Origin of the sequence: Salinibacillus aidingensis (assembly GCF_039522525.1) — a bacterium.
Taxonomy (GTDB): domain Bacteria; phylum Bacillota; class Bacilli; order Bacillales; family Alkalibacillaceae; genus Salinibacillus; species Salinibacillus aidingensis.
Genome location: NZ_BAAADO010000004.1, coordinates 1 through 20,916, shown reverse-complemented (window position 1 = coordinate 20,916; position 20,916 = coordinate 1). Strand labels below are relative to the sequence as shown.

The 20,916-nt window shown below is 41.1% G+C and carries 18 protein-coding genes; 7 read left to right on the top strand and 11 right to left on the bottom strand.

Annotated elements, in window-relative coordinates; all coding sequences use genetic code 11:
• Positions 1-68: 68 nt before the first annotated feature.
• Genes ABD006_RS10025 through ABD006_RS09980 form a run of 10 tightly spaced genes read right to left on the bottom strand, consistent with a single transcriptional unit; the run spans position 69 to position 10,307 of the window.
• Entirely contained in the window at positions 69-1,628 is a 1,560-nt protein-coding gene (locus tag ABD006_RS10025) for a class I adenylate-forming enzyme family protein (protein WP_343840396.1), read from the bottom strand.
• 13 nt (positions 1,629-1,641) lie between these two features.
• Positions 1,642-2,082 carry a MaoC/PaaZ C-terminal domain-containing protein gene (locus ABD006_RS10020; RefSeq protein WP_343840394.1) on the bottom strand — a complete coding sequence of 147 codons (441 nt, stop codon included), beginning with the start codon at positions 2,080-2,082 and terminating at the stop codon, positions 1,642-1,644.
• Between the two features lie 22 nt (positions 2,083-2,104).
• Complete coding sequence (locus tag ABD006_RS10015; RefSeq protein ID WP_343840393.1) at positions 2,105-3,628, bottom strand: acyl-CoA synthetase; 1,524 nt, start codon at positions 3,626-3,628, stop codon at positions 2,105-2,107.
• A 38-nt stretch (positions 3,629-3,666) separates the two neighbouring features.
• Entirely contained in the window at positions 3,667-5,205 is a 1,539-nt protein-coding gene (locus ABD006_RS10010) for an acyl-CoA carboxylase subunit beta (protein WP_343840390.1), read from the bottom strand.
• Between the two features lie 13 nt (positions 5,206-5,218).
• Positions 5,219-6,370 carry an acyl-CoA dehydrogenase family protein gene (locus tag ABD006_RS10005; protein ID WP_343840387.1) on the bottom strand — a complete coding sequence of 384 codons (1,152 nt, stop codon included), beginning with the start codon at positions 6,368-6,370 and terminating at the stop codon, positions 5,219-5,221.
• Positions 6,371-6,390: 20 nt separating this feature from the next.
• A complete protein-coding gene (locus ABD006_RS10000) occupies positions 6,391-7,539 on the bottom strand; it encodes an acyl-CoA dehydrogenase family protein (protein ID WP_343840385.1) in 1,149 nt (382 codons plus the stop codon).
• Positions 7,540-7,544: 5 nt separating this feature from the next.
• Positions 7,545-7,880, bottom strand: a complete 336-nt coding sequence (locus tag ABD006_RS09995) for an AtuA-related protein (protein WP_343841486.1) — start codon at positions 7,878-7,880, stop codon at positions 7,545-7,547.
• 1 nt (position 7,881) lies between these two features.
• Positions 7,882-9,291, bottom strand: a complete 1,410-nt coding sequence (locus ABD006_RS09990; RefSeq protein ID WP_343840383.1) for an acyclic terpene utilization AtuA family protein — start codon at positions 9,289-9,291, stop codon at positions 7,882-7,884.
• The gene (locus ABD006_RS09985) at positions 9,278-9,499 is read right to left on the bottom strand and encodes a biotin/lipoyl-binding carrier protein (protein ID WP_343840381.1); all 222 of its coding nucleotides are present in this window, start codon (positions 9,497-9,499) and stop codon (positions 9,278-9,280) included. The genes ABD006_RS09990 and ABD006_RS09985 overlap by 14 nt, the downstream gene beginning before the upstream one ends.
• 22 nt (positions 9,500-9,521) lie before the next feature.
• Positions 9,522-10,307 carry an enoyl-CoA hydratase/isomerase family protein gene (locus ABD006_RS09980; protein WP_343840378.1) on the bottom strand — a complete coding sequence of 262 codons (786 nt, stop codon included), beginning with the start codon at positions 10,305-10,307 and terminating at the stop codon, positions 9,522-9,524.
• Between the two features lie 309 nt (positions 10,308-10,616).
• Between ABD006_RS09980 and ABD006_RS09975 the strand changes: the two genes are divergently transcribed.
• Together ABD006_RS09975 and ABD006_RS09970 are read left to right on the top strand one after the other, a co-directional pair.
• Positions 10,617-12,755, top strand: coding sequence for a sigma 54-interacting transcriptional regulator (locus ABD006_RS09975; RefSeq protein ID WP_343840375.1), 2,139 nt, complete (start codon positions 10,617-10,619; stop codon positions 12,753-12,755).
• A gap of 92 nt (positions 12,756-12,847) precedes the next feature.
• Entirely contained in the window at positions 12,848-13,495 is a 648-nt protein-coding gene (locus tag ABD006_RS09970; protein WP_343840374.1) for an SDR family oxidoreductase, read from the top strand.
• A 457-nt stretch (positions 13,496-13,952) separates the two neighbouring features.
• Here the strand turns inward: ABD006_RS09970 and ABD006_RS09965 are convergent, their stop codons facing one another.
• Positions 13,953-14,147, bottom strand: a complete 195-nt coding sequence (locus ABD006_RS09965; protein WP_343840371.1) for a hypothetical protein — start codon at positions 14,145-14,147, stop codon at positions 13,953-13,955.
• Between the two features lie 461 nt (positions 14,148-14,608).
• Between ABD006_RS09965 and dndB the strand changes: the two genes are divergently transcribed.
• Genes dndB through ABD006_RS09940 form a run of 5 tightly spaced genes read left to right on the top strand, consistent with a single transcriptional unit; the run spans position 14,609 to position 20,814 of the window.
• Positions 14,609-15,706, top strand: coding sequence for a DNA sulfur modification protein DndB (gene dndB, locus ABD006_RS09960; RefSeq protein ID WP_343840369.1), 1,098 nt, complete (start codon positions 14,609-14,611; stop codon positions 15,704-15,706).
• A complete protein-coding gene (gene dndC / locus ABD006_RS09955) occupies positions 15,703-17,289 on the top strand; it encodes a DNA phosphorothioation system sulfurtransferase DndC (protein WP_343840366.1) in 1,587 nt (528 codons plus the stop codon). Before dndB ends, dndC begins: the two co-directional genes overlap by 4 nt.
• A 26-nt stretch (positions 17,290-17,315) precedes the next feature.
• A complete protein-coding gene (gene dndD / locus ABD006_RS09950) occupies positions 17,316-19,304 on the top strand; it encodes a DNA sulfur modification protein DndD (RefSeq protein WP_343840364.1) in 1,989 nt (662 codons plus the stop codon).
• Positions 19,301-19,696 carry a DNA sulfur modification protein DndE gene (gene dndE, locus ABD006_RS09945; protein WP_343840362.1) on the top strand — a complete coding sequence of 132 codons (396 nt, stop codon included), beginning with the start codon at positions 19,301-19,303 and terminating at the stop codon, positions 19,694-19,696. Before dndD ends, dndE begins: the two co-directional genes overlap by 4 nt.
• The gene (locus ABD006_RS09940) at positions 19,696-20,814 is read left to right on the top strand and encodes a cysteine desulfurase family protein (RefSeq protein WP_343840359.1); all 1,119 of its coding nucleotides are present in this window, start codon (positions 19,696-19,698) and stop codon (positions 20,812-20,814) included. The genes dndE and ABD006_RS09940 overlap by 1 nt, the downstream gene beginning before the upstream one ends.
• The last annotated feature ends 102 nt before the right edge of the window (positions 20,815-20,916 follow it).

Here is a 20,916-nt window from a genome sequence, read left to right as displayed (position 1 = left end):
TTCCTCCTTTTGTCTGAACTAACTGTTTCTATCTCTATTCTATACTCTATCACAATATGTTAACGCTTTCATTTAAATCGTTCATTGGTCACTTGATAATGATTCTGATATTGCTGACGGAGCATATGTTTTTGAATTTTTCCTGTTGATGTCATCGGCAGTTGCTCCAAAAAGACAACATCTTTTGGAACCTGAAAGCCTCCTAAATGCTGCCTGCAGAAGGATATGACATCATCGGAAGAGGTGGCCGCTCCTTCCTTCCTTACAACAAATGCCGTAACAGCCTCGGACCAATGTTCATGCGGAAGTCCGACCGCAACCGCATTTTCGATATCTTCATGCATCAGTAAAACACTCTCCACTTTAATCGATGGCACATTTTCCCCGCCGGTTTTAATGATGTCTTTCTTCCGGTCTACAAACACCAGCTGCAGATCCTCATCCCAATAGCCCAAATCTCCTGTATGATGCCAGCCGAAAGCCCGGCTTTTTTCCATTTCCTCTTCGTTCTTGTAATAGCCATTCATGACGTTCGGCCCTCTGTGAACAATTTCGCCGACTTCGCCTTCAGGTAAAAGATTGCCCTCATCATCCATAACAGCCGTATCATTAATCAGGGAAGACGTACCCCAATAAGAGCCGAATCTTCTTAGTTGTTCTTCCGGTCTGAACACCATGGTTGATGGATACATTTCGGTCTGCCCTGTACCCAGAGCGAACTGAGGGCAGATTTCATTGATGCACCTCTCCAGGGAACGTTTATCCATAGGCGCCATCGCATACGTGCACCTTCTTAATGAACTCAAATCATATTCACTTTTTTTCGGGTGATCCAGAATCATTCGATACATCATGGGCAGTGCAAACATATTCGAAATTTTATGATCCTGTATCGTTTTCATCAGCAGCTCCGGTTCAAAGCCACTGATAATGACGGTTGTGGCCCCACGATGAAGGGTGGACATCGTAAACGTGTGCTGGGCACAATGGAAAAGGGGCATCATCGTTAAGACGACTTCATCTTCATTAAAATTACTTTCAATAATGTTTCCCAGGCTGGCAATATAAACGGCTAAATGACTGATCATGACCCCCTTTGGATTGCCGGTCGTACCACTGGTAAACATAATTTGAGCGGTATCCCGATCCTGAATCTCTATAGCTGGTTCTTTTTTCGCCTCATCTTCTATTGCAGGCAAAAATGGCTGGGCACCGGCAAAAATTCCCCGTACGGCTAAAAAGGTTGAGCAATACTCTTGATATACATCGAGAGCCGGCTCCATCAGGACAGCATCACCAATAATCAATTTGGGTTCGATTAGATTCATAATATATTGCTTTTCCTCTTTAGATATAGCCGGGTTGATAGGCACCCAGATAAGACCTGCTTTGGCAATCCCATTGGAAATCACTACATATTCCCAGTGGTTTCCGCAGACCGTCAGAACCTTATCCCCTTTTTTATGCCCGGAATTAAGAAGATAGTTGGCAAACTGATTCGTTAATTCATCCAGCTGCTGATAGGTTATTTCCTTATCACCCTCAATAATGGCCTTTTTATCCGGAAACCTCCCTGCATTCCGCCGGATAATATCTCCAATAGCGACTCGACTTACCACACTCTCCATCCTCATTCCTCCCTTAGTTTTCCGATTCTTTTTTCACTAACGCCTTGGAAATCCCTGTAATCACCTGGTCACCGGTTTGTTTATAAGTAGCCTGCTTCACCGTTACAACACCGGTACCATTTTGTTTATCTTTCAAATCCATAACCTCTAATTCCACATGGATGGTGTCATGAATAAAAACAGGCTGAATGAACCGCAGCTGATCAATCCCATAATTCGCCACAATAATCTCAGGCTCCATTTTGGTGAGTCCTGTTCCAATAGAAAGGACCAGCATTCCGTGGGCAATCCTCTGTTTAAAAGGAGATTTTTTTGCGTATTCTATGTCGGTATGAAGCGGATACCAGTCACCGGTCAAAGCACTGAACATGATGAGATCAGATTCCGTTATGGTCCTCGCTCTGGACTTCCACGTTTCACCTTTTTCAAAATATTCAAAATATTTATCGTACATTTGCTCCTCGCTCCCTTCCTAATCAGGAATGACTTTTTTGTCTCAGTTTGGTTTTTAACACTTTACCTGTTGCATTTCTTGGCAGTTCCTCAACCATTTCGATTTTTCTCGGCATTTTAAACCGGGCAATTTTTCCTTCTAAAAAGTCATGGATATCCTGCAGTGTTAATGTTTCTTCACTGTTCTTCAGTGCGATCACAGCTTTAACCGATTCTCCCCACTCTTCATCAGGATAACCGACAACCGCGGTTTCCAGGATATTCGGATGACGGTACAGTGCCTGCTCAACCTCAATGGGATAGACATTTTCTCCTCCAGTGATAATCATATCCTTTTTCCGGTCCACAATATAGATAAATCCTTCTTCATCAAATTTAGCCAAATCCCCTGTATAAAACCAGCCATTTTTCAGAACCCTTCTTGTCTCCTCTGGTTTATTCCAGTAGCCGGCCATAACGTTTGGACCTTTAACAATTAACTCTCCTACTTCCCCTGTCTCCACATCCTGGTTATAGTCGTTTACGATACGGACACGGGTGTGCATCGGTTCTTTGCCTACAGAGCCATTTTTTCGCAAGGTATTTTTTTCATCAAGAATCGAGACAAACGGAGCCGTTTCCGTAAGTCCAAATCCTTCATAAAAAGGAATACCCCTATCCTGGAAAAAGGTAATCACTGTGATCGGACAAGGAGCTCCCCCGGATACACAGAAGCGCAGGGATGATATATCGTAGTCTTCAAAGTTCTCAACATTCATGATCGCCTGCCACATCGCAGGAACTAAGAAGAGGCTTGTGATGTTTTCCTCCTGTATTTTTTGCAGGGTTCGCTCAGGATCAAAGCTGTCATCCAGGATAACGGTTCCTCCCTTATAAATTAAAGGAGTTGTAAAAACACTCATGCCGCCGATATGAAAGAGAGGTGCTGCGGACAGGGTAATATCACTTTTCTCAAAAGGGCTGGCATGAATGCTGTTAATCGCATTCCACAGGGTATTCCCGTGGCTTAGCATCGCTCCTTTTGGTTTACCGGTTGTTCCTGAGGTATACATCATCATATGGATATCCTCTGTCCATACGTTGATAACAGGCTCTGTCTGTGGCGCATTGACAATGAGCTGTTCATAACGCCAATCAAGCTCATGAGGATTATTGCCTACGTGAACATACTCTAAAATACTGGACTTCATCTCCCGCAATTGATCCACCAGCGCCTTCATTCGTTCATCATAAATAAAGTGATTCGGCCGGGAATCCTGAACAATATAATGAACCTCCTCCACACTTAGGCGAAAATTGATCGGGACAAATATGGCCCCTATTTTTGCACAGGCAAACATCGACTCCAGAATTTCGTTTGTGTTAAATAGAAGTGCATCCACCCGATCCCCCTTTCGGACGCCAAGTGAGATTAAAGCATGACCCAGACGGTTCACCCGATGATTAAACTCCTCATAGGTAAACCTTTTTTCGTGTGAAATAAGGGCCATTCGATCAGGGTCAGCCTTTGCATGCTTCGTAATCCAGCTGCCAACAGTCGTTTCCAAAACATCACCCTCCTTTAGATATTTAAAACAAGTGAGGATTAACTCAACATCGTGGAGTGTTTCCTCTCAGGCAGTTTAAAATCTTTATTTTCAAAGGTTTCGTAACGGCTGATCAGCTCCTCACGTAAATCGCTTGGGACTATTAAATCATCCACAACCAGTTCACCCGATAGCTTAAAAATATCATAGCCTTCCCGGTATTCCTCCTGCAGTTTTTTCACTAATTCCGCCCGCTCTTTCGGATCCTCCACCGCCTGTATTTTATTGTAATAGACTGCATTGATCGCAGCTTCAGGTCCCATGATGGCTATTTCAGCAGACGGAAGAGCCATGGTTGTATCCGGTTCATAGGCCGGGCCCGCCATGGCATAGATGCCTGCCCCATAGGCTTTCCGCACGATCACACACAGTTTCGGTACATTAGCACAGGAGCTGGCAAAGATAAAATTACGTCCCTTTCGTAAAATGCCTTCCTGTTCCACCTTCGTCCCCACCATAAAGCCTGGTGTGTCGCAAAGATATAAGAGCGGAATGTTATAGGCATCACACGTCCATACAAATTTGGCTCCTTTATCAGAGGATTCCGGAAAAATGGCTCCCCCTTTATGCATCGGCTGATTAGCTACAATACCGACTGTTTTCCCATTCAGCCGGGCAAAGCCTGTAACCAGTTCCTTTGCATAATCCTTTTTCACCTCTAAGAAACTATCCGCATCTACTATGGAATCAATGAGTTTATGGACATCATAGGCCCGGTTTGGCTCCTGGGGAATAAGATTGTCGATGTCCTTTGGGTCCAGTTTCGGATCCGCGGCAGGAAATTCCGGGAGTTCAGCATCAAAATGATCCGGCAAATAGGTCATCAGCTTTTTCACGATTTCAGCAGCATGCTCTTCAGATTCTGCTACAAAATCGGCCGATCCACTCTTTGTTGCGTGCATATGTGACCCGCCCAGCTCCTCAATATCCACCTTTTGCGTCGTCGCCATTTGAACCATCCTTGGGGAGGCAATCGCCATTCCGGCCATTTTATCGACCATAATGGTGAAATCGGAAAAGACAGGCATATAGGCTGTTCCGGCAAAACATGGACCATAAAGCACCGCAATCTGGGGCACCCGTCCTGATAGAATACTATGATTATAGAAAATCTTCCCGCCTGAATATTTTTCAACATGGTACCCACCGGCTTCATCAATCCGTCCACCGGAAGAATCAATCATATAAACAATAGGCCTCTTGCCGCGAATGGCAGCCTCCTGAATCCGCAGCACTTTTTCACTGTGGTACTTCCCCATTGATCCCGCTTTCACGGTAAAATCACTGGCCATAAAATAAACGATTCGATCATCCATCTTCCCTGTTCCGGTTACAACCCCATCTGCCGGGAGCTTCTCATTCAGCACCTGGGCAAACAGTCCGGTTTCGTAAAAAGGCTTTTCCTCATCAAAATAAAGCTTCAGACGATCCCGCACAAACCGTTTTCCCGCTTTCTCCAATTTATCGTGGCTTTTTCCACCTTTATGGATTCGTTCTCTTTCCGCTAATACTTTACGCTCTCTTTCCAAACGGCACACATCCTTTCCATTTTTACGAGATAATTCCTAAACGCTTCGTCAGGATTTCATTCATGATCTGGGTGGTTCCGCCTCCAATCGACTGAATACGGGCGTCACGCCAGAAACGCTGAACGTCATATTCCATCATATATCCGTTTCCACCATGAATTTGCAGGGCCTGGTCCGTTACCCGGCGAATCATTTCGGTCGCATAAACCTTGGCCATGGTCGCCTCTGTAACGACATCCTCCCCTTTGTTATACAAATACAGGGCACGGTAGGTGATATTTCGTGCCTTTTCAAGGTCAACAGCCATATCGACCATCTTGTGGCGCAGTACCTGAAACTTTGATAAAGGACGATTGAACTGAATCCGCTCCTGACTGTATTTCTTCGCTGTCTCAATCGCCAATTCACCCAGTCCCACACAGCCCAGGGCCATACTGAGACGTTCAAATTGAAAGTTTTCCATTATATAAAGAAAGCCTTCATGTTCACGGCCAATCAGATTTTCTTCCGGGACTTTTACCTCATCGAAAAATAATTCTCCTGTATCTGAAGCATGCCAGCCCAGCTTTTTCAGTTTCTTTCCTGCTGAGAACCCTTCCCAGTCCGTTTCCACGATAAAAAGGCTGATGTTTCGATGAACAGGCTCTTCTCTTGTTTTCGCCGCGACAATGACATAGTCCGCATTGACCCCATTCGTAATAAACGTTTTGGAGCCATTCAAAATATAGTGGCTGCCGCTTTTCTTTGCTGTCGTTTTGATCGCAGAAACGTCCGATCCTCCACTTGGCTCTGTGATGGCTAAGGCGGAAATTTTTTCACCTTTAATCCCTGGAACAAGATAGTTCTGCTTTTGCTCTTCACTTCCATACTTCCAAATGTTTGTCATTGCAATGCCTGTATGAGCACCAATGGCAGCTGCCACACCCCCGGAGCCGCATTTGGCCATTTCCTCAATCAGAACGGCTTCCGTAATGATATCTGAATCACTTCCCCCGTATTTTTCGGGAAATTTAATACCCAAATAGCCTAACTCTCCCATTCGTTCATACAGACTCCTGGGAACCTCCTCTTCTCTTTCCCACTTTTCAACATTCGGAATGATTTCCTTTTCAATAAATTTTCGCACCGCTTTGCGGAACATGTGGTGTTCATCCTGAAAAATCCAATGCGCCATCGCCCTTCCCCCTTCCCATGTTAAATTTCCATTTGTTTGGCAATAATCTCTTTCATGATTTCGTCTGTCCCTCCGCCAATACGTGGCAGACGGCTGTCCCGCCAGTTACGCTCAATCGGATACTCCGCCATGTACCCGTGTCCTCCATGGATTTGCAGAGCCCGATCCGCTACCCAATGGGCCATCTGGACCGCCGATAATTTCGTCATGGAAATCTCTTTCGCCGGAACCTCCCCCTTAGAGAAGCGGTAAGCGGTAGCATAGGTGAGCTCACGGCATACTTCCATTTCCGTTTTCATTTCCGCCAGCAAGTGGGAGATCACCTGAAAACGGCTGATGGGCTGTTCAAAAGCAATACGATTTCGGGCATAGTTCAGCGCCTGCTCATAAGCGAAATCAGCACCGCCTATGGCACCTGCAGCTCCTATCATCCGTTCTCCCTGAAGCTGCCACATAATTTGATAGAATCCCTTGCCTTCTTCCCCGAGTAAATTTTCATTTGGAACCCGGACTTGATCAAAAATCAGTTCAGCAGTATCCGAGGAACGCATCCCCACTTTGTCGAGTTTTTTCCCAACCGAAAACCCAGGCGTATCTGTATCCACCAGAAACAGACTGATTCCATCTGCGCCCGGTTCATCCGAGGTTCGGGTAACAAGTATCACAAAGTCCGCTTTCGTCCCATTGGTAATAAAGGTTTTCGTTCCGTTAATCACCCATTCATCGCCATCTCTTCTCGCCCGCGTCTGAATCCCCTGTACATCCGAACCGTTATTCGTCTCCGTAATGCCAATGGCGGCAATTTTTTCACCTCTTATCGCAGGGGTCAGAAAACGTTCATGCTGATCCGCATTGCCAAACTTATAAATCGGTGGTGTAGCCATATCCGTCTGCACCGCAATGGCCATCGGTACCCCGCCGCAGCCGCATTTATTTAATTCCTCTGCCAGGACAAGCTTGGTAAAATAATCGCCCCCCTGCCCTCCGACAGATTCAGGATAATGAAAGCCTAAAAATCCCAGCTCTCCCATCCGTTCAAACAGATTTCTTGGAAATTCACCGGCCGCTTCCCATTCATCGACGTAAGGGGAAATCTCCTTCTCCACAAATTTCTGAATCGTTGCCCTTAATTGATCATGTTCTTCGGTCAAATAAGGTTCATAGGGCATTCCTTTCACCTCTTTTCTTCTTTTCGCACTTCTTTACTTACATTAATTTCCATTCGCAGCAAATTGGCGCCGAAGCACTTCCCCAGATTATCCATCCTGATGGAAGAAGAACCTCCACCATCGAGCGCTTCTGTTAAGACAAAATTAAAGGCATGAATATTCGGAAGCTCATATCGGACCACATCCCCTTTTACCAGCCCTTTGAAATGATCCTTTACCCGTTCAGGAGTCACCTGGGATTTAAAACGTTCAAACCACTCCTCATCAGGTGCAAACAGGCCAATATTCACCTTGTTCCCTTTATCTCCGGCCCGCGCCTGGGCTACGTCTTTTAACTGCACACTAGCCAATGGCCGACACCTCCACATTTTTTATCTGAATGTGATCCTCAACCAGCTCCCGGGGTATTAACGCTGACCACATTCCAATCAGTGCCCGTGGTGCTGTGTTCCCGGTAAAACCACTCATTGTCGGAGGACCATTCAGGGCTAATGGCGGGAATAAGCGGCTGAATTTTGCTGCCTCTTTTTTTGTTTTCGCCCGAACAGCCATGCGTAAATAGATTTCATTTAAATCCTCTTCATACTCATGAGCTAACGGTCCATGCAGGGAATTATAGCCGACAAAATCCGTTCTGACCTCGTCATAGTCCAGCCCTCGTTGCTTGATTTGCTTTCGGATGATTTCATCTACTTTTCTCGCCTTTTTTAGAGGATCGGGCCAGGAAAATCCAACCATCACCTGACCTGTATAGCCATTTTCATAGCCCATGACGACTTTCAGGGTTTCCGGACGGGGTTTCCCGCGGGTGCCTGTCACTTTGACCTTATTCGGACCGGTATTTTCGAGTTGCACATTTGTAATATCAACGACCACATCCGGTGTGATATAGTTCGCGGGGTCATGAATTTCATAAAGCATCTGTTCTTTGACGGTGTCCACTGTTACTAATCCACCACGGTCTTCCACTTTGCTTACGGTAAAATCTCCATTTTCGCTGAACTCTGCAATCGGATAGCCAATCCGGTCAAAGCCCTCAATCTCCCACCAGTTCCCACTAAAATTTCCACCTGTAGATTGGGCCGAGCATTCCAGTAAATGCCCCATAAACACACCGCTTGCAAGTCTATCCCACTCCTCTTCTCCCCAGCCAAATTCATGGATTAAGGGAGCAAGAAATTGGGCGGTGTCCGTTGTGCGGCCTGTCACCACAATATCTGCGCCGGATTCCAGCGCCTTCACAATGGGTCTGGCTCCAATGTATGCGTTTGCAAAAACAAGTTTATCTTTTACCGTTTCGATCGGCTGATCCGTTTCCAGGTGGTTGAGTGAAATTCCCCGATCCTGAAATTCATCTATACGGTGGAGTACATTGTCCCCCGTAACGACAGCCACTTTTAAATCATCCATGCCAAGCTCTTCAGCCACCCGGATTATCTCCTGCTGGGCCCCTTCAGGATTAATGCCGCCTGCATTGGTCAGGAGCTTTATTCCTTTCTCTCTCACATAAGGAAGAAGCGCCTTCATCTGCAGGGAAATATCCTTCGTGTAGCCGGCCTTTTCATTTTTCATCTGGTCCTTCTTCAAAATTGCCATCGTCAGTTCTGCCAGGGCATCAAAGCAGATATATTGCACATCCCCTTTTTTTGCCGTGGCGACAGCAGGTTCAATGGTATCCCCGTAAAAGCCCTGTGCAGCTCCGATTCTCACCTTTTTCATAACCGTATCTGTCTCCTTTCTATGATTCTTCACTTATGGTTAACAGCACCTGGCCCTCCTGAACAAAGTCGCCTTCTGCAGTTTCTACTGCGGTGACCACTCCATCCTGTTCTGCTTCAATCGGAATTTCCATTTTCATAGATTCCAGGATGACGACAATATCTCCCGCTTTTACCACGTCCTTTTCCTCCACTTCTACCTTCCAGACATTCGCTGCCATGGTGGCCTGAATATCACCCATCCCCATTTCCCCCTTTAAAAATTTATTTCCCCTTCCACTGCGGGGTGCGCTTTTCCAGAAATGCACTGGCTCCCTCTTTCAGATCCTCACTCATAAACGAGACAAGGCGTAAATCTGACAGGAAATCAAAGGACTTCATTCGATCCATCTGTTCCGACTGAAAATAGGCATCCAGGCTTAACTGAACGGCCAGCGGACTGAAGGATGCCACCTGATGGGCCAGTTTCATCGTTTCTTCTTCAAGAATTTCCGGTTCGACCACCTGATGGACAAGATTCCATTCCTTCGCCTCTTCTGCTTTAAAAACTTGAGCGGTCAGCATCATTTCAAGAAACTTTCTTTCCCCTACTGCCCTTCGTACCCAGGGCATAATGACAAAGGGCACAAGACCAAGCTTTAGCTCTGTAAGCCCCAATTTCGCTTCACTGGAGGAAATTGCAATGTGACACATCGCCACCAGACCGGTCCCTCCTCCAAGTGCCGGCCCATTTACACTGGCGATCAGCGGTGTCCTTACTTCGGCTCCGGCCTTAAAAAGCTCCGTACTCCCCCGCCCTTCAAAATACAGTTCAGGTGCGGTTTTTTCGAGATTTTTCTTAAATTCATTTAAATTTCCACCGGCAGAAAAAGCCTTGCCAGCCCCGGTGATGACAATCGCCCTTACCTCAGGGTCCCGGTCCGCCTCTCTTATGGCTGACAGCAGCTCCCCGGCTGATTGCTCTGTCAGCGGATTGCGCATATCCGGCAGGTTAATGGTAAGCTTTGCGACATAGTCCTTCACTTCATAAAGAATCGTTTCATACTTCATTGACTGCCTCCCCAAAAATATCAATTTTCCTCTTCACTACATGTATCATGCAAAATTCATGCCAAATTCATAATATTCAATTATTTTTTACCCAATCATTCCCTTACGCCCATGATCCTCCCGGGTAAAAATTTTTCTTGTGTCAGAGAATTCTTTTTCAGACACGGCCGTCAACTGTACACATGTGTAAAGAAAGGTTTACAATTGTGTACTCCCCTTTACAACTGTTCATTGTCAGTTCGGTTGACTTACGCTATAATAAAATTAGTTTCGTTTGAATTTTCTAATAATTTAGGAGGGGGAGCATACTTGAAGGTAAAAAATTTTACGACGGTAAACTATGTTCAACTCTCACTGGATAGCACAATAAGAGAAGCCCTGTCAGCGTTCCTTCATCATCAGGTCGATATGGGCTGCGTAACCGATCAGGATCAATTACTGGGAATCGTCCACAAATATTCCATTTACCGGGCGCTGCTCAATCAGTCCTCCCTGGATGATGGTATCGAGCCCCTGATGAAAACCAGAGTCATTACCATTCATAAGGATCAGACCCTCTATGAAGCCAGAGACAAAATGATGGAAGGCAATGTAAGCCAGGCGGTTGTTCTTGATCATCAGGAAAAAATTTTCGGCATAATGTCAAAATCAGACCTAGTCACCTCTCACATGACGGCATTGGAACATACCATCAACCGCATGACCTCGCTTATTGAAAACCTCCAGGAATCCGTTATTTCTGTTGATTCATCCCTTAATGTAACAGCTTATAATCAAACCGCTCTTAAGCTTCTAAAAATCGAGAAACAGGATCTTCAGCCTGAACACATCATAAGGCTCTTTCCTGAACTGGGAAAAAGGTTGTCCGAAGCCATCCGGAAAGGGACCATCATTGATGCAAAACGAATGACCATTTACAACCAGACCGTTATCGCTTCCTTTATCCCCATTCGGGAACTCAACCGGGTATCAGGAGCCATGGTTGTACTGCGGGATGTCACCTCTTATGAAAAAATTGCTGATGAACTGGAGACAACAACCCACCTAAAGCAGCTGTTGGACAGCGCTTTGGAACTGGCTTATGATGCCGTCATCATTACCGATAACCATGGAAAAATTACGAGAACCAACCGCGGCTTTCTAAATCTTTATCAAATTCAAACGAAGGAAGAAGTTATGGGTGAGCCTCTGTCTGCGATTGCTCCAGAAATTCATACGAATCAAACCTTGAAAAACAAGGAGAAAGTGGAAGGAGAACTCATCGAAATCAACCGAAAAAAATGCATCGCAACCAGTATGCCTATTTATCAAAATGGACAGAAAATCGGTACTATATTTAAGATCATCTTCCAACAGCTGGACACTTGGCGGGACATTTTATTACATATGGAGAAACTGGAAAGTGAAGTGTCCTTTTACCGGAAAGAACTCATGCGAATGTCCAAAAAATCAAACCCTTTCACCCCCATCATTACCTCCAATGATCAAATGAATAAAGTAAAGGATGAAGCGATGATTGCCTCCAAGTCCTTTTCAAATATCCTGATTACAGGGGAAAGCGGAACAGGAAAGGAGCTTTTTGCAGAGGGGATCCATCATCATTCCGGCCGAAAAGGGTCCTTTATCAAAGTCAACTGTGCCGCTATCCCGGAGGAGCTATTGGAATCAGAGTTTTTTGGCTATGTGGACGGGGCGTTTACAGGAGCGAAAAAAGGAGGAAAACCCGGAAAGTTCGAACTGGCTCACAAAGGCACCCTTTTTCTCGATGAAATCGGGGATATGCCTTTAACTTTGCAGACCAAACTGCTGCGTGTTCTTCAGGAGCAGGAATTCGAGAAAATCGGAGCAACCCAGCCCACCAAAGTAGATGTCCGGATCCTGGCAGCTACGAATAAAGACTTAGCCAAGCTGGTCCGAAATGGGGATTTCAGAGAGGATTTGTTTTACCGGATCCACGTCATTCGTCTCAAAATTCCGCCATTACGGGAACACCTGGATGACATCCCCCTTCTCTGTAAACATTTCATAACGAAAATTAATGCCAAAACCAATAAAACCATTGCTGGCGTCTCCCCTGACGTCATTCAGAAATTTGAACAATATCACTGGCCGGGGAATATTCGCGAACTGGAAAATGTTTTAGAACGAGCGGTTCACTTTTGCCCATCCAATTGGATCGAACCCCATCATTTGCCTGATGAACTGAATCTACTCGAGGCAAATCAGGATTCACACAAAAAACGTGATCAACCTGATTTTGACCTGGCCGACAAGCGAAAAAAATCAGTACACAGTTCAGAAAAGCAGGCTATTTTGAAAGCGCTTAAGGAATGTGGCGGAAATCGTACCAGGACGGCACAGCTCTTAGGGGTCAGCCGAACAACCTTATATAAAAAACTGAAGCAATACAACATCCAGCAAACACTGGATTTCACATCCTTGTCCTGAACCTATTCACCCGGATGTATCACAAGATTTGATAATTTGATGCGAGTTTGAAATACTGAAAATGTACGATGCAAAACGAAAGGAGCAAAGAAATGAAAACACTCGTCGCAGGAGCGAATGGTCAAATTGGAAAGCAGCTTGTCCAGTTATTACATAATAGCGACAAACACACCGTTAAAGCGATGGTTCGAAAAGAAGAGCAGGCAGAAGCATTCAAACAGGAAGGAATTGAAACCGTACTTGCGGACCTGGAAGGGTCTGTGGAGGACATTCAGCATGCTGCCAGTGATTGTGATGCCGTGGTCTTTACCGCTGGTTCAGGTGGCAGCACCGGTTCCGATAAAACGTTGCTTGTCGATCTGGATGGGGCCATCAAAACCATTGAAGCAGCCCAGCAGGCGGATGTGAAACGATTTGTCATGGTCAGTGCATTTCAGGCAAACAACCGGGAAAACTGGTATGAACCGCTCAAGGCCTACTATGTCGCTAAGCATTATGCAGATCGGGCTTTAATTGACAGCGAATTAAACTACACCATCGTGCGCCCCGGCGGCCTGTTAAATGAAGCAGGAACAGGCCACATTCAGGTTGCGGAAAATATGACAGAAGGCGGTTCCATCCCCCGTGAAGATGTAGCCAAAACGGTTCTCGCCTGTCTTGATGAGGAAAATACCTATAAAAAGTCCTTTGATTTACTATCAGGGGATCAGACGATTGAGGAAGCTTTGAAGGGATTATAGGTGATTATGTAAAGACTCAAATTTAAGTAATTACCCTATCGTAGAGATAATCCTTTCTATGACAAATGAGTTAATCATTTACGACTACTCAATAATTGAAACAAATACTATAATATGGGATGTGGGGGGAAGTCCCCATGTCCCATCCTACTTCGACTTAGTGTAAACCCAACATTTTTATGTACATAGTTTTTTCTATACTTGCATCGACTAGGATACTTATGAAGAGCGCTTCCTTTATAAAAAAGAGAATGCCACTTACTAGAATATACAGGTTCTCATAAATAGCTGTTCGTTTGTTACATCATCCCAGGTATTTCCTGCAATTGCATCAAACAGAATATTCAATTGCAGTTCATTGGATCTTTGGATCAACTCATGGTTGAACATTTGATGATCAACTTATTGTTATTCGAAAGATGCCTGTTACGCTTTATTAATAAATCCCCAATTTATTCTACAATTCCAGGATATAGCCTGGTGATTTCAATTCAATTAATATCCCAGTTTTTCTCACGAACAGTATCCACGATATTTCATAAACTAGAACCTTTTCGCCTGTAAATTCTTCAACTAAAATGCTTTCTGCATCCAATTGCAGAATTTCCTTCAATGTAAAATCACCAACAAATTCCGTTGTTGTCCTGTCCACTTTTGTATAATGAAATGGTAATTACTTCTCCATCCTTGGTCATTATCCACACCTATCTCAGTATAATCGGATTTCATATAAAAAGCTTTTCAAATACAGCCATTGTGTTTTCCAACGGCATGTACAGAAACGCCTCTAGTCAACATTCACAACCTTTCCTGCCGTTTACCAAATGAATGTAAATATTGAGATTTTAAATAAAAATAAAAAACATGAAAACAACGCATATCTTAATGATTGAACTAATCTTTCTTTTCTTCAACAGAATCTCTCGTCTATTTGTCTATTAGTATGAAAAGAGACTTTTAAACTGTTAAAAAAAGGAGTATAAGAGAATGGAAAAATGCGGTTCAAATGTTCTACTAGAATTGATATGATTTTTGAGTGATTTCATTTGATTTTTAGCTGATTTAATTACATAATAAATACATAAGATTACGTACGTAATTAGGAGTGATTGGATGGATTTTGGTTTCAGTTATAACTTCCCAGCTATTAAAGGGGTTCAGGCTGGTCAAGATTACTATATTGCAATGTGTCCACTACGTGTGATACCAAAAATATTCCTGTTTGACGAGGATGAAATTCCACCTGAACATAGAGCTCAACGAATTTTAAATAAAAACAGAATACCTGATATTACCAATTACATAATTGATAACCCTGATGATTACGTCTTTTCTTCACTTACTGCTTCTATTGATGGTGACGTTGATTTCACCCCAGTCTCTAAGGATAACACGTTTAAGGACATGGGTATGCTAGCAATTTCCCTGGATTCAAGATTTTTAATTAACGATGGACAGCATCGTCGTGCAGCGATTGAAGAAGCACTGAAAATTAACCCTGAATTAGGTAGTGAGACGATTTCTGTTGTATTTTTTATTGATACAGGTTTAAAAAAATCTCAACAAATCTTTTCAGATTTAAATAGACATGCGGTGAATACCACTTCATCAATCGGTATTTTATATGATTACCGAGATAAACTTTCTATGGTTACAAAGGATATTGTTGATTCCATTCCTTTATTAAAAAGATACACGGACAAAGAAAAAGTCTCCTTATCAAAAAATTCCCCAAAACTTGTAGCCTTGAATCATATTTTTAATAGTAATCTGAAAATTTTAGGAGTGGCGAAGGGAGATTCAATTAGTGATAATGATGAAGAATTCTTAAAACTCTTTTGGGAAACCTTAACAAGTTCTCTTGATGAATGGAACCAAGTGTTAAATAAACAGATTTCTCCGAAAGATTTGAGAATGAATTATATTATTGGACATGGTGTTTTCTTTGAAGCAATTGGGCTTGTTGGTAATTATTTAAGAAAATACCATACAGATGAATGGAAATCTTACATTAAAAAACTAAAAAATATTGATTGGTCTAGAACAAATTCAGAATTATGGGAAGGACGTTCTATTAAAAATGGGCGTGTTCAAAAAAATGCACAAACCATAAAGTTGACGGCTATTCAAATTAAAAAGCTGCTAGGACTACCTTTAACACAACAAGAATCTAGTATGGAAGATGAGTTTCTGAAAGGAGTATCAAAATGAGTATGGGTATCATAACTGAGATGTATAATGAAAAAGAAAATAATGATATAGATAATTCCCTCGTAGAACAAGCCAAAAAAGAAATTAAAGAGGTTTATCTTTCCGATGATCGACCATGGGTTCTCGGATATAGTGGTGGAAAGGACTCAACTGTTGTAGTTCAACTAGTTTTTGAGGCACTTTCTGAATTAGAAACTTATCAATTAACGAAGAAAGTGTATGTAATTTCTTCAGACACCCTAGTTGAAACGCCATTGATTATCCAATCTATTAACACTACTCTAAGGCGAGTTGAAGAAAAAGCGATCGAATTAGGGCTTCCTATTGAAACCCATAAGGTTAAACCAATGGTTGATCAATCCTTCTGGGTAAATATTATTGGTAAAGGCTATCCTTCTCCAAACCAGCAATTTAGATGGTGTACAGATCGATTAAAAATTGATCCAGCAAATCAGTTTATAAAGGACAAAGTAAATACATTTGGTGAGGTAATTATGGTGTTAGGTGTTCGAGAGCAAGAAAGTGCTACTCGTGCTAATGTTATTAAATCACATTCTGTTGACGGAAAAGTTCTAATGAGACATTCCACTCTTTCAAACGCATATGTTTATGCTCCTATTAAGCGGTTTGATCTAGACGATGTTTGGGGATATTTACTAAACTTTAATTCTCCATGGGGGGATGACAATCAGGAACTCTATCGTTTATACAGCGATTCAAATAGTGGTGAGTGTCCTCTCGTGGTTGATAAAACTGTTAAAGAATCAGCCGGTTCATGTGGTAATTCACGTTTTGGTTGTTGGGTTTGTACAGTTGTTAATGAAGATAAAGCATTAACAGGTTTTATAGATAATGGCCATGATTGGATGAAACCTCTCCTTAATTTTAGGAATTGGTTAACATCAATAAGAGATGACCGTACAATGCGTATGAAATATCGAATGAACGGACAAATCTACTTCAGACCAATGCAGATCAAAGAACATGAAGGTAAAGAGTGTATTTTAGTGCCTAAAAAAGGATACAGAAAAAAAGAATTGATCCCAATTGATGACTTTGACATCGTAGATAAGAATCAACTAAATGATTATATTAAAGAGCATAATATTGACCTCTCCACATCTGATGATCCGAATATTTTAATTAAAGATGAAGATGGTAATTTATGTAGATTAGGACTTGGACCTTTTACCCTAGAAGCTAGACGAGAAATATTAGAAAGACTTCTAAAAGTACAAAAGAACTTAAAACACCCACACGACGAGGAATACGAATTAATCAGGCTGGATGAATTAAAGGAAATTAGAAAAATATGGTTTGACCATGGTGACTTTGAGGATAGCCTACCAAAACTATATAAAGATATAATGGGTCATGACTTAGAATGGGAACAAGATGAGAGCTTAATTTTTGACGAAGAAGAATTATCACAGCTAGAAATGATGTGCCACGAAGAAGGCTTGGACTTTAAACTTATGAAAAAATTACTCTTAATCGAAAAAGACTATTCTGGTTTCAAAGTTAAGAGAGGATTAATGGATAAAATATCATCTGCTTTAAAACAGGATTACTTACACCTATAACTTTGAAATGAAAGGACCAACAAGAGATGATCTTTAAGAAATTAGTTTTAACAAATATTGGCCCGTATCTAGGAGTAAACCGCTTCTCTTTTGACACAAAAGATGATAAAAATACTATTATAATAGGCGGGAAAAACGGCTCAGGTAAAACAACATTTTTAAATAGTGTTCGTTTAGCTCTTTATGGACCTCTTGCTTATGGGTACAAAACAGAATCTAATGAATATTTAAAAAAAGTAAGAGGGTTGCTAAATTCTAATGCGTTAGAAGCATACTCTAACAATCATTTTAAGATTCGTATTGATTTTAAAACAGTTGAGAATTTCAAAAATATAAATGTATCAATAGTTAGAAGCTGGAATGTTACTGAAAAGTCGATTAAAGAAAAAGTAGCCGTTATAAAAGATGATGAACATTTAAACGAAGTACAAAAAGATGAATTCTTTGAATCGTTAAGAACGACATTTCCCCCTTCCCTTCTTGAACTTTGTCTATTTGACGGGGAAGATATATCAAGATTGACAAGTGAAGATACTCTTTCGAAATATATTAAGGATCTGTCATCTCATTTATTCAATCTAGATCTTTTTCATAACCTTGAAAAAGATCTAGAGAATTATATTTCTCAAAGTTCTAAAACGAGTAAGGAAGCCAGTTTAGAAAATGACAAGGAAGTAATTGAAGAAGACTTAACTTCTAAGCTTGAATTATTGAAGGAGTTAAATGATGACCTTAATACAAAAAAAGAAGAGCTTGAAATCAATAAGCAAAAATTTGATGAAACTAAAAAGGAGTTCTCCCTTCATGGCGGATTAATTTATGAAGAAAGAACAAAAGTAGAAAACAGAATTTCGGCATTAGAGACGGAGAGAAAGCATGTCAATGACAAAATAAAAGAGTTTATTGCTACCGATCTACCATTTTATATTGCTATCCCGAATTTAGTTAATCTTGTTCAACAATTAAAAGATGAGGAAGAGTATCATATATCAAATATTTTAAAAGATAAAATTAGCAATCTCCCATTAAGTGAAATTGTTAATGAATTAGGAATTCAACAGAACAATGAAAAGGAAGCAAAATTAAAGAATACTTTAATGGGGCATTTAGCTGAAAATAAAGATGTTGATATCATTCACAATGCCTCAAAGACTGAGGCACAATCAGTTTTTTCCTTGTTATCTGAAACCAACATTAATAAATTACACGAAATATCCAATTTAATTAGTAAAAACAAAAATGACCTAGAAGAACTCCAACAACTTAGACGTAAATTAAAAGATAACGAAACATCTTCCGAATTTTCGGAGATGATTATTGCTATGGAGCGTTATACTCATGAGATCGCAAAATTAGAAAATGAGATTAGCCAATTACAAGGTCAAATTGTTCCTCTACAGGATGAGATTGAGTCTCTTAATAAAAAGTATGAGAAAGTTAAAAATGATCTTCATAACCTGTACAAAACGAAGTCTTCTTACAATGAATCTCAGAAAGTCATTAATATAAGTAAAAAGTTCCAAGAAAATCAATTAAGAAAGAAGTTAAAAGATGTTGAGTACTTCTCCTCTAAAATGATTAATGAATTATTAAGAAAAGATTTATTTATTAATCAAATCAAGATTGACTTTAAGACTTTCCAATTATCTCTTGTAGGTTATGAAAATGAAGAAATAGACAAAGAGATACTTTCCGCTGGTGAGAAAGAACTACTTGTCTTGTCAGTTATATGGGGTACTATAACCTCTTCTAAAAAGCAACTACCATTTATTCTGGATACTTTGCTAGGAAGACTTGATAAAGAACATAAACAGTCGATTATCACGAAACTAATACCTAAATTTAGTGATCAAATAATGATCTTGTCTACCGATTCTGAAATTAGTGAGGAGTTATATGAAAAATTGTCTCCATTTATTTCAAATGAATATACTTTGAACTACAACAATTTAGAAAAGAAAACAGAAATTGAATCACATTTCTTTAATCATAACGTAAAGGTGGGAGTTAATTGAATTTCCGTCTAAAAACAACAGCAAGCACAGCCAATTCACTTAAAAACTTACAAAGTGCAACAGGCTTAACTCCTAATCTATTAGCAAGAATATCTATTTCATTATCAATTCTAGACCCATCAGAGCCCGAAGAAGTACAAGCCGATAGTAGCGGGTTAGAATTTAATCGAAACACCTTAACTGGTGAAAGAGATTACTTTTATAAGGCTTTAATTAGGCAGCATGCAAGAAGAAATATTCCTGAAGAAGCCTATTTTCCGGCTGTATTTAATGCTCATTTGGAACGTGGGGTAAAATTGTTAGAACATGAATATAAACATGCTGGTAACTATCAAAAGCTACTAAATAATTTAATCAAACTGTCTGAAGATCATTTTAAGGAGGAAGTTTAATGCTCTATTTAGATAATAGTGCTACGACCGCAATACTTCCGCAAGTTAAGGATAAAATGGTTACTTATTTATCAGAAGAATTTGGTAATCCTTCAGGAAAGTATTATGAATTAGCTGAAAATGCAAAAATAGCAGTAAAAGAAGCAAGAACACACGTTGCTAATCTCATTCAATCTAAAGAACATGAGGTAATCTTTACTAGTGGAGCCACTGAGAGTAATAATATTGTTATAAAAGGTGTAGCAGACTACTACTCAGATAAAGGTAAACACATTATCACAACAAAGACAGAACATAACGCAGTTTTAGACGTGTGTGAGTTTCTTAAGACAAAAGGTTTTGAAGTAACGTACCTGGACGTCGATCATTACGGCAGAATCAATCCGTCAGATCTGAAAGACTCTATTCGACAAGATACAATTTTAGTTAGTATTATGTGGGGTAATAATGAAATAGGCTCCCTTAATGACATCAAGAGGATTTCTGAAATTTGCCTAGAAAGAGACGTTTTTTTTCATACTGATGCTACTCAAGTATTAGGTAAGTTAAATATTGATTTGCAGTTCTTGGATGGTGTTACATTTCTATCCTGCTCAGCACACAAGATGCACGGTCCAAAAGGTGTTGGAGCATTATTCATTCGAAGTGATGAATATGGAAAATTAACACCCCTCACTCCCCTATTTCATGGTGGTGGTCAGGAAGAAGGAATAAGAAGTGGAACTTATTCCGTCCATAATATAGCTGGATTTGGTGAAGCTGCAAGAATAGCTAAGGAGAACTTTGAACGCAATATATACGCCTTGGAACAGCTTGAAGCAAAATTGCTACAACTGTTAAATGAAAAATTTGGCAATAGAATAGCCTATAATTCAGATTCTGAAAACAAAATACCAGGAATTGTGAATGTTAGATTCAAAGGTTTAAATAATGAAATACTGTTAAAGAAATTATCGCCAATTATTGCTGCTTCCTCAGGTTCTGCCTGTAGTAGTACAAAGCCGTCTCATGTTTTACAGGAAATTGGCCTAAACATAGATGAAGTGAGAGAGTCAGTAAGATTTTCATTTTCTCCATATACTTCTGTTGAAGATGTTGATATCTTTAAAGAGCTATAATATTTTGGTTCCAAGTCAAATGTTGGGGTGAGCACTTCGCTCACTCCTAATTTATGCGACCCGAACTTTTATATTTTTGTACTGATGATGTAATAACACCTT

Coding starts and splice junctions, on each gene's coding strand:
- ABD006_RS10025 (WP_343840396.1), bottom strand. CDS start 1,628: ATGGAGAGTGTGGTAAGTCGAGTCGCTATTGGAGATATTATCCGGCGG.
- ABD006_RS10020 (WP_343840394.1), bottom strand. CDS start 2,082: ATGTACGATAAATATTTTGAATATTTTGAAAAAGGTGAAACGTGGAAG.
- ABD006_RS10005 (WP_343840387.1), bottom strand. CDS start 6,370: ATGGCGCATTGGATTTTTCAGGATGAACACCACATGTTCCGCAAAGCG.
- ABD006_RS10000 (WP_343840385.1), bottom strand. CDS start 7,539: ATGCCCTATGAACCTTATTTGACCGAAGAACATGATCAATTAAGGGCA.
- ABD006_RS09985 (WP_343840381.1), bottom strand. CDS start 9,499: ATGGGTGATATTCAGGCCACCATGGCAGCGAATGTCTGGAAGGTAGAA.
- ABD006_RS09980 (WP_343840378.1), bottom strand. CDS start 10,307: ATGAAGTATGAAACGATTCTTTATGAAGTGAAGGACTATGTCGCAAAG.
- ABD006_RS09970 (WP_343840374.1), top strand. CDS start 12,848: ATGAAAACACTCGTCGCAGGAGCGAATGGTCAAATTGGAAAGCAGCTT.
- dndB (WP_343840369.1), top strand. CDS start 14,609: ATGGATTTTGGTTTCAGTTATAACTTCCCAGCTATTAAAGGGGTTCAG.
- dndC (WP_343840366.1), top strand. CDS start 15,703: ATGAGTATGGGTATCATAACTGAGATGTATAATGAAAAAGAAAATAAT.
- dndD (WP_343840364.1), top strand. CDS start 17,316: ATGATCTTTAAGAAATTAGTTTTAACAAATATTGGCCCGTATCTAGGA.
- ABD006_RS09940 (WP_343840359.1), top strand. CDS start 19,696: ATGCTCTATTTAGATAATAGTGCTACGACCGCAATACTTCCGCAAGTT.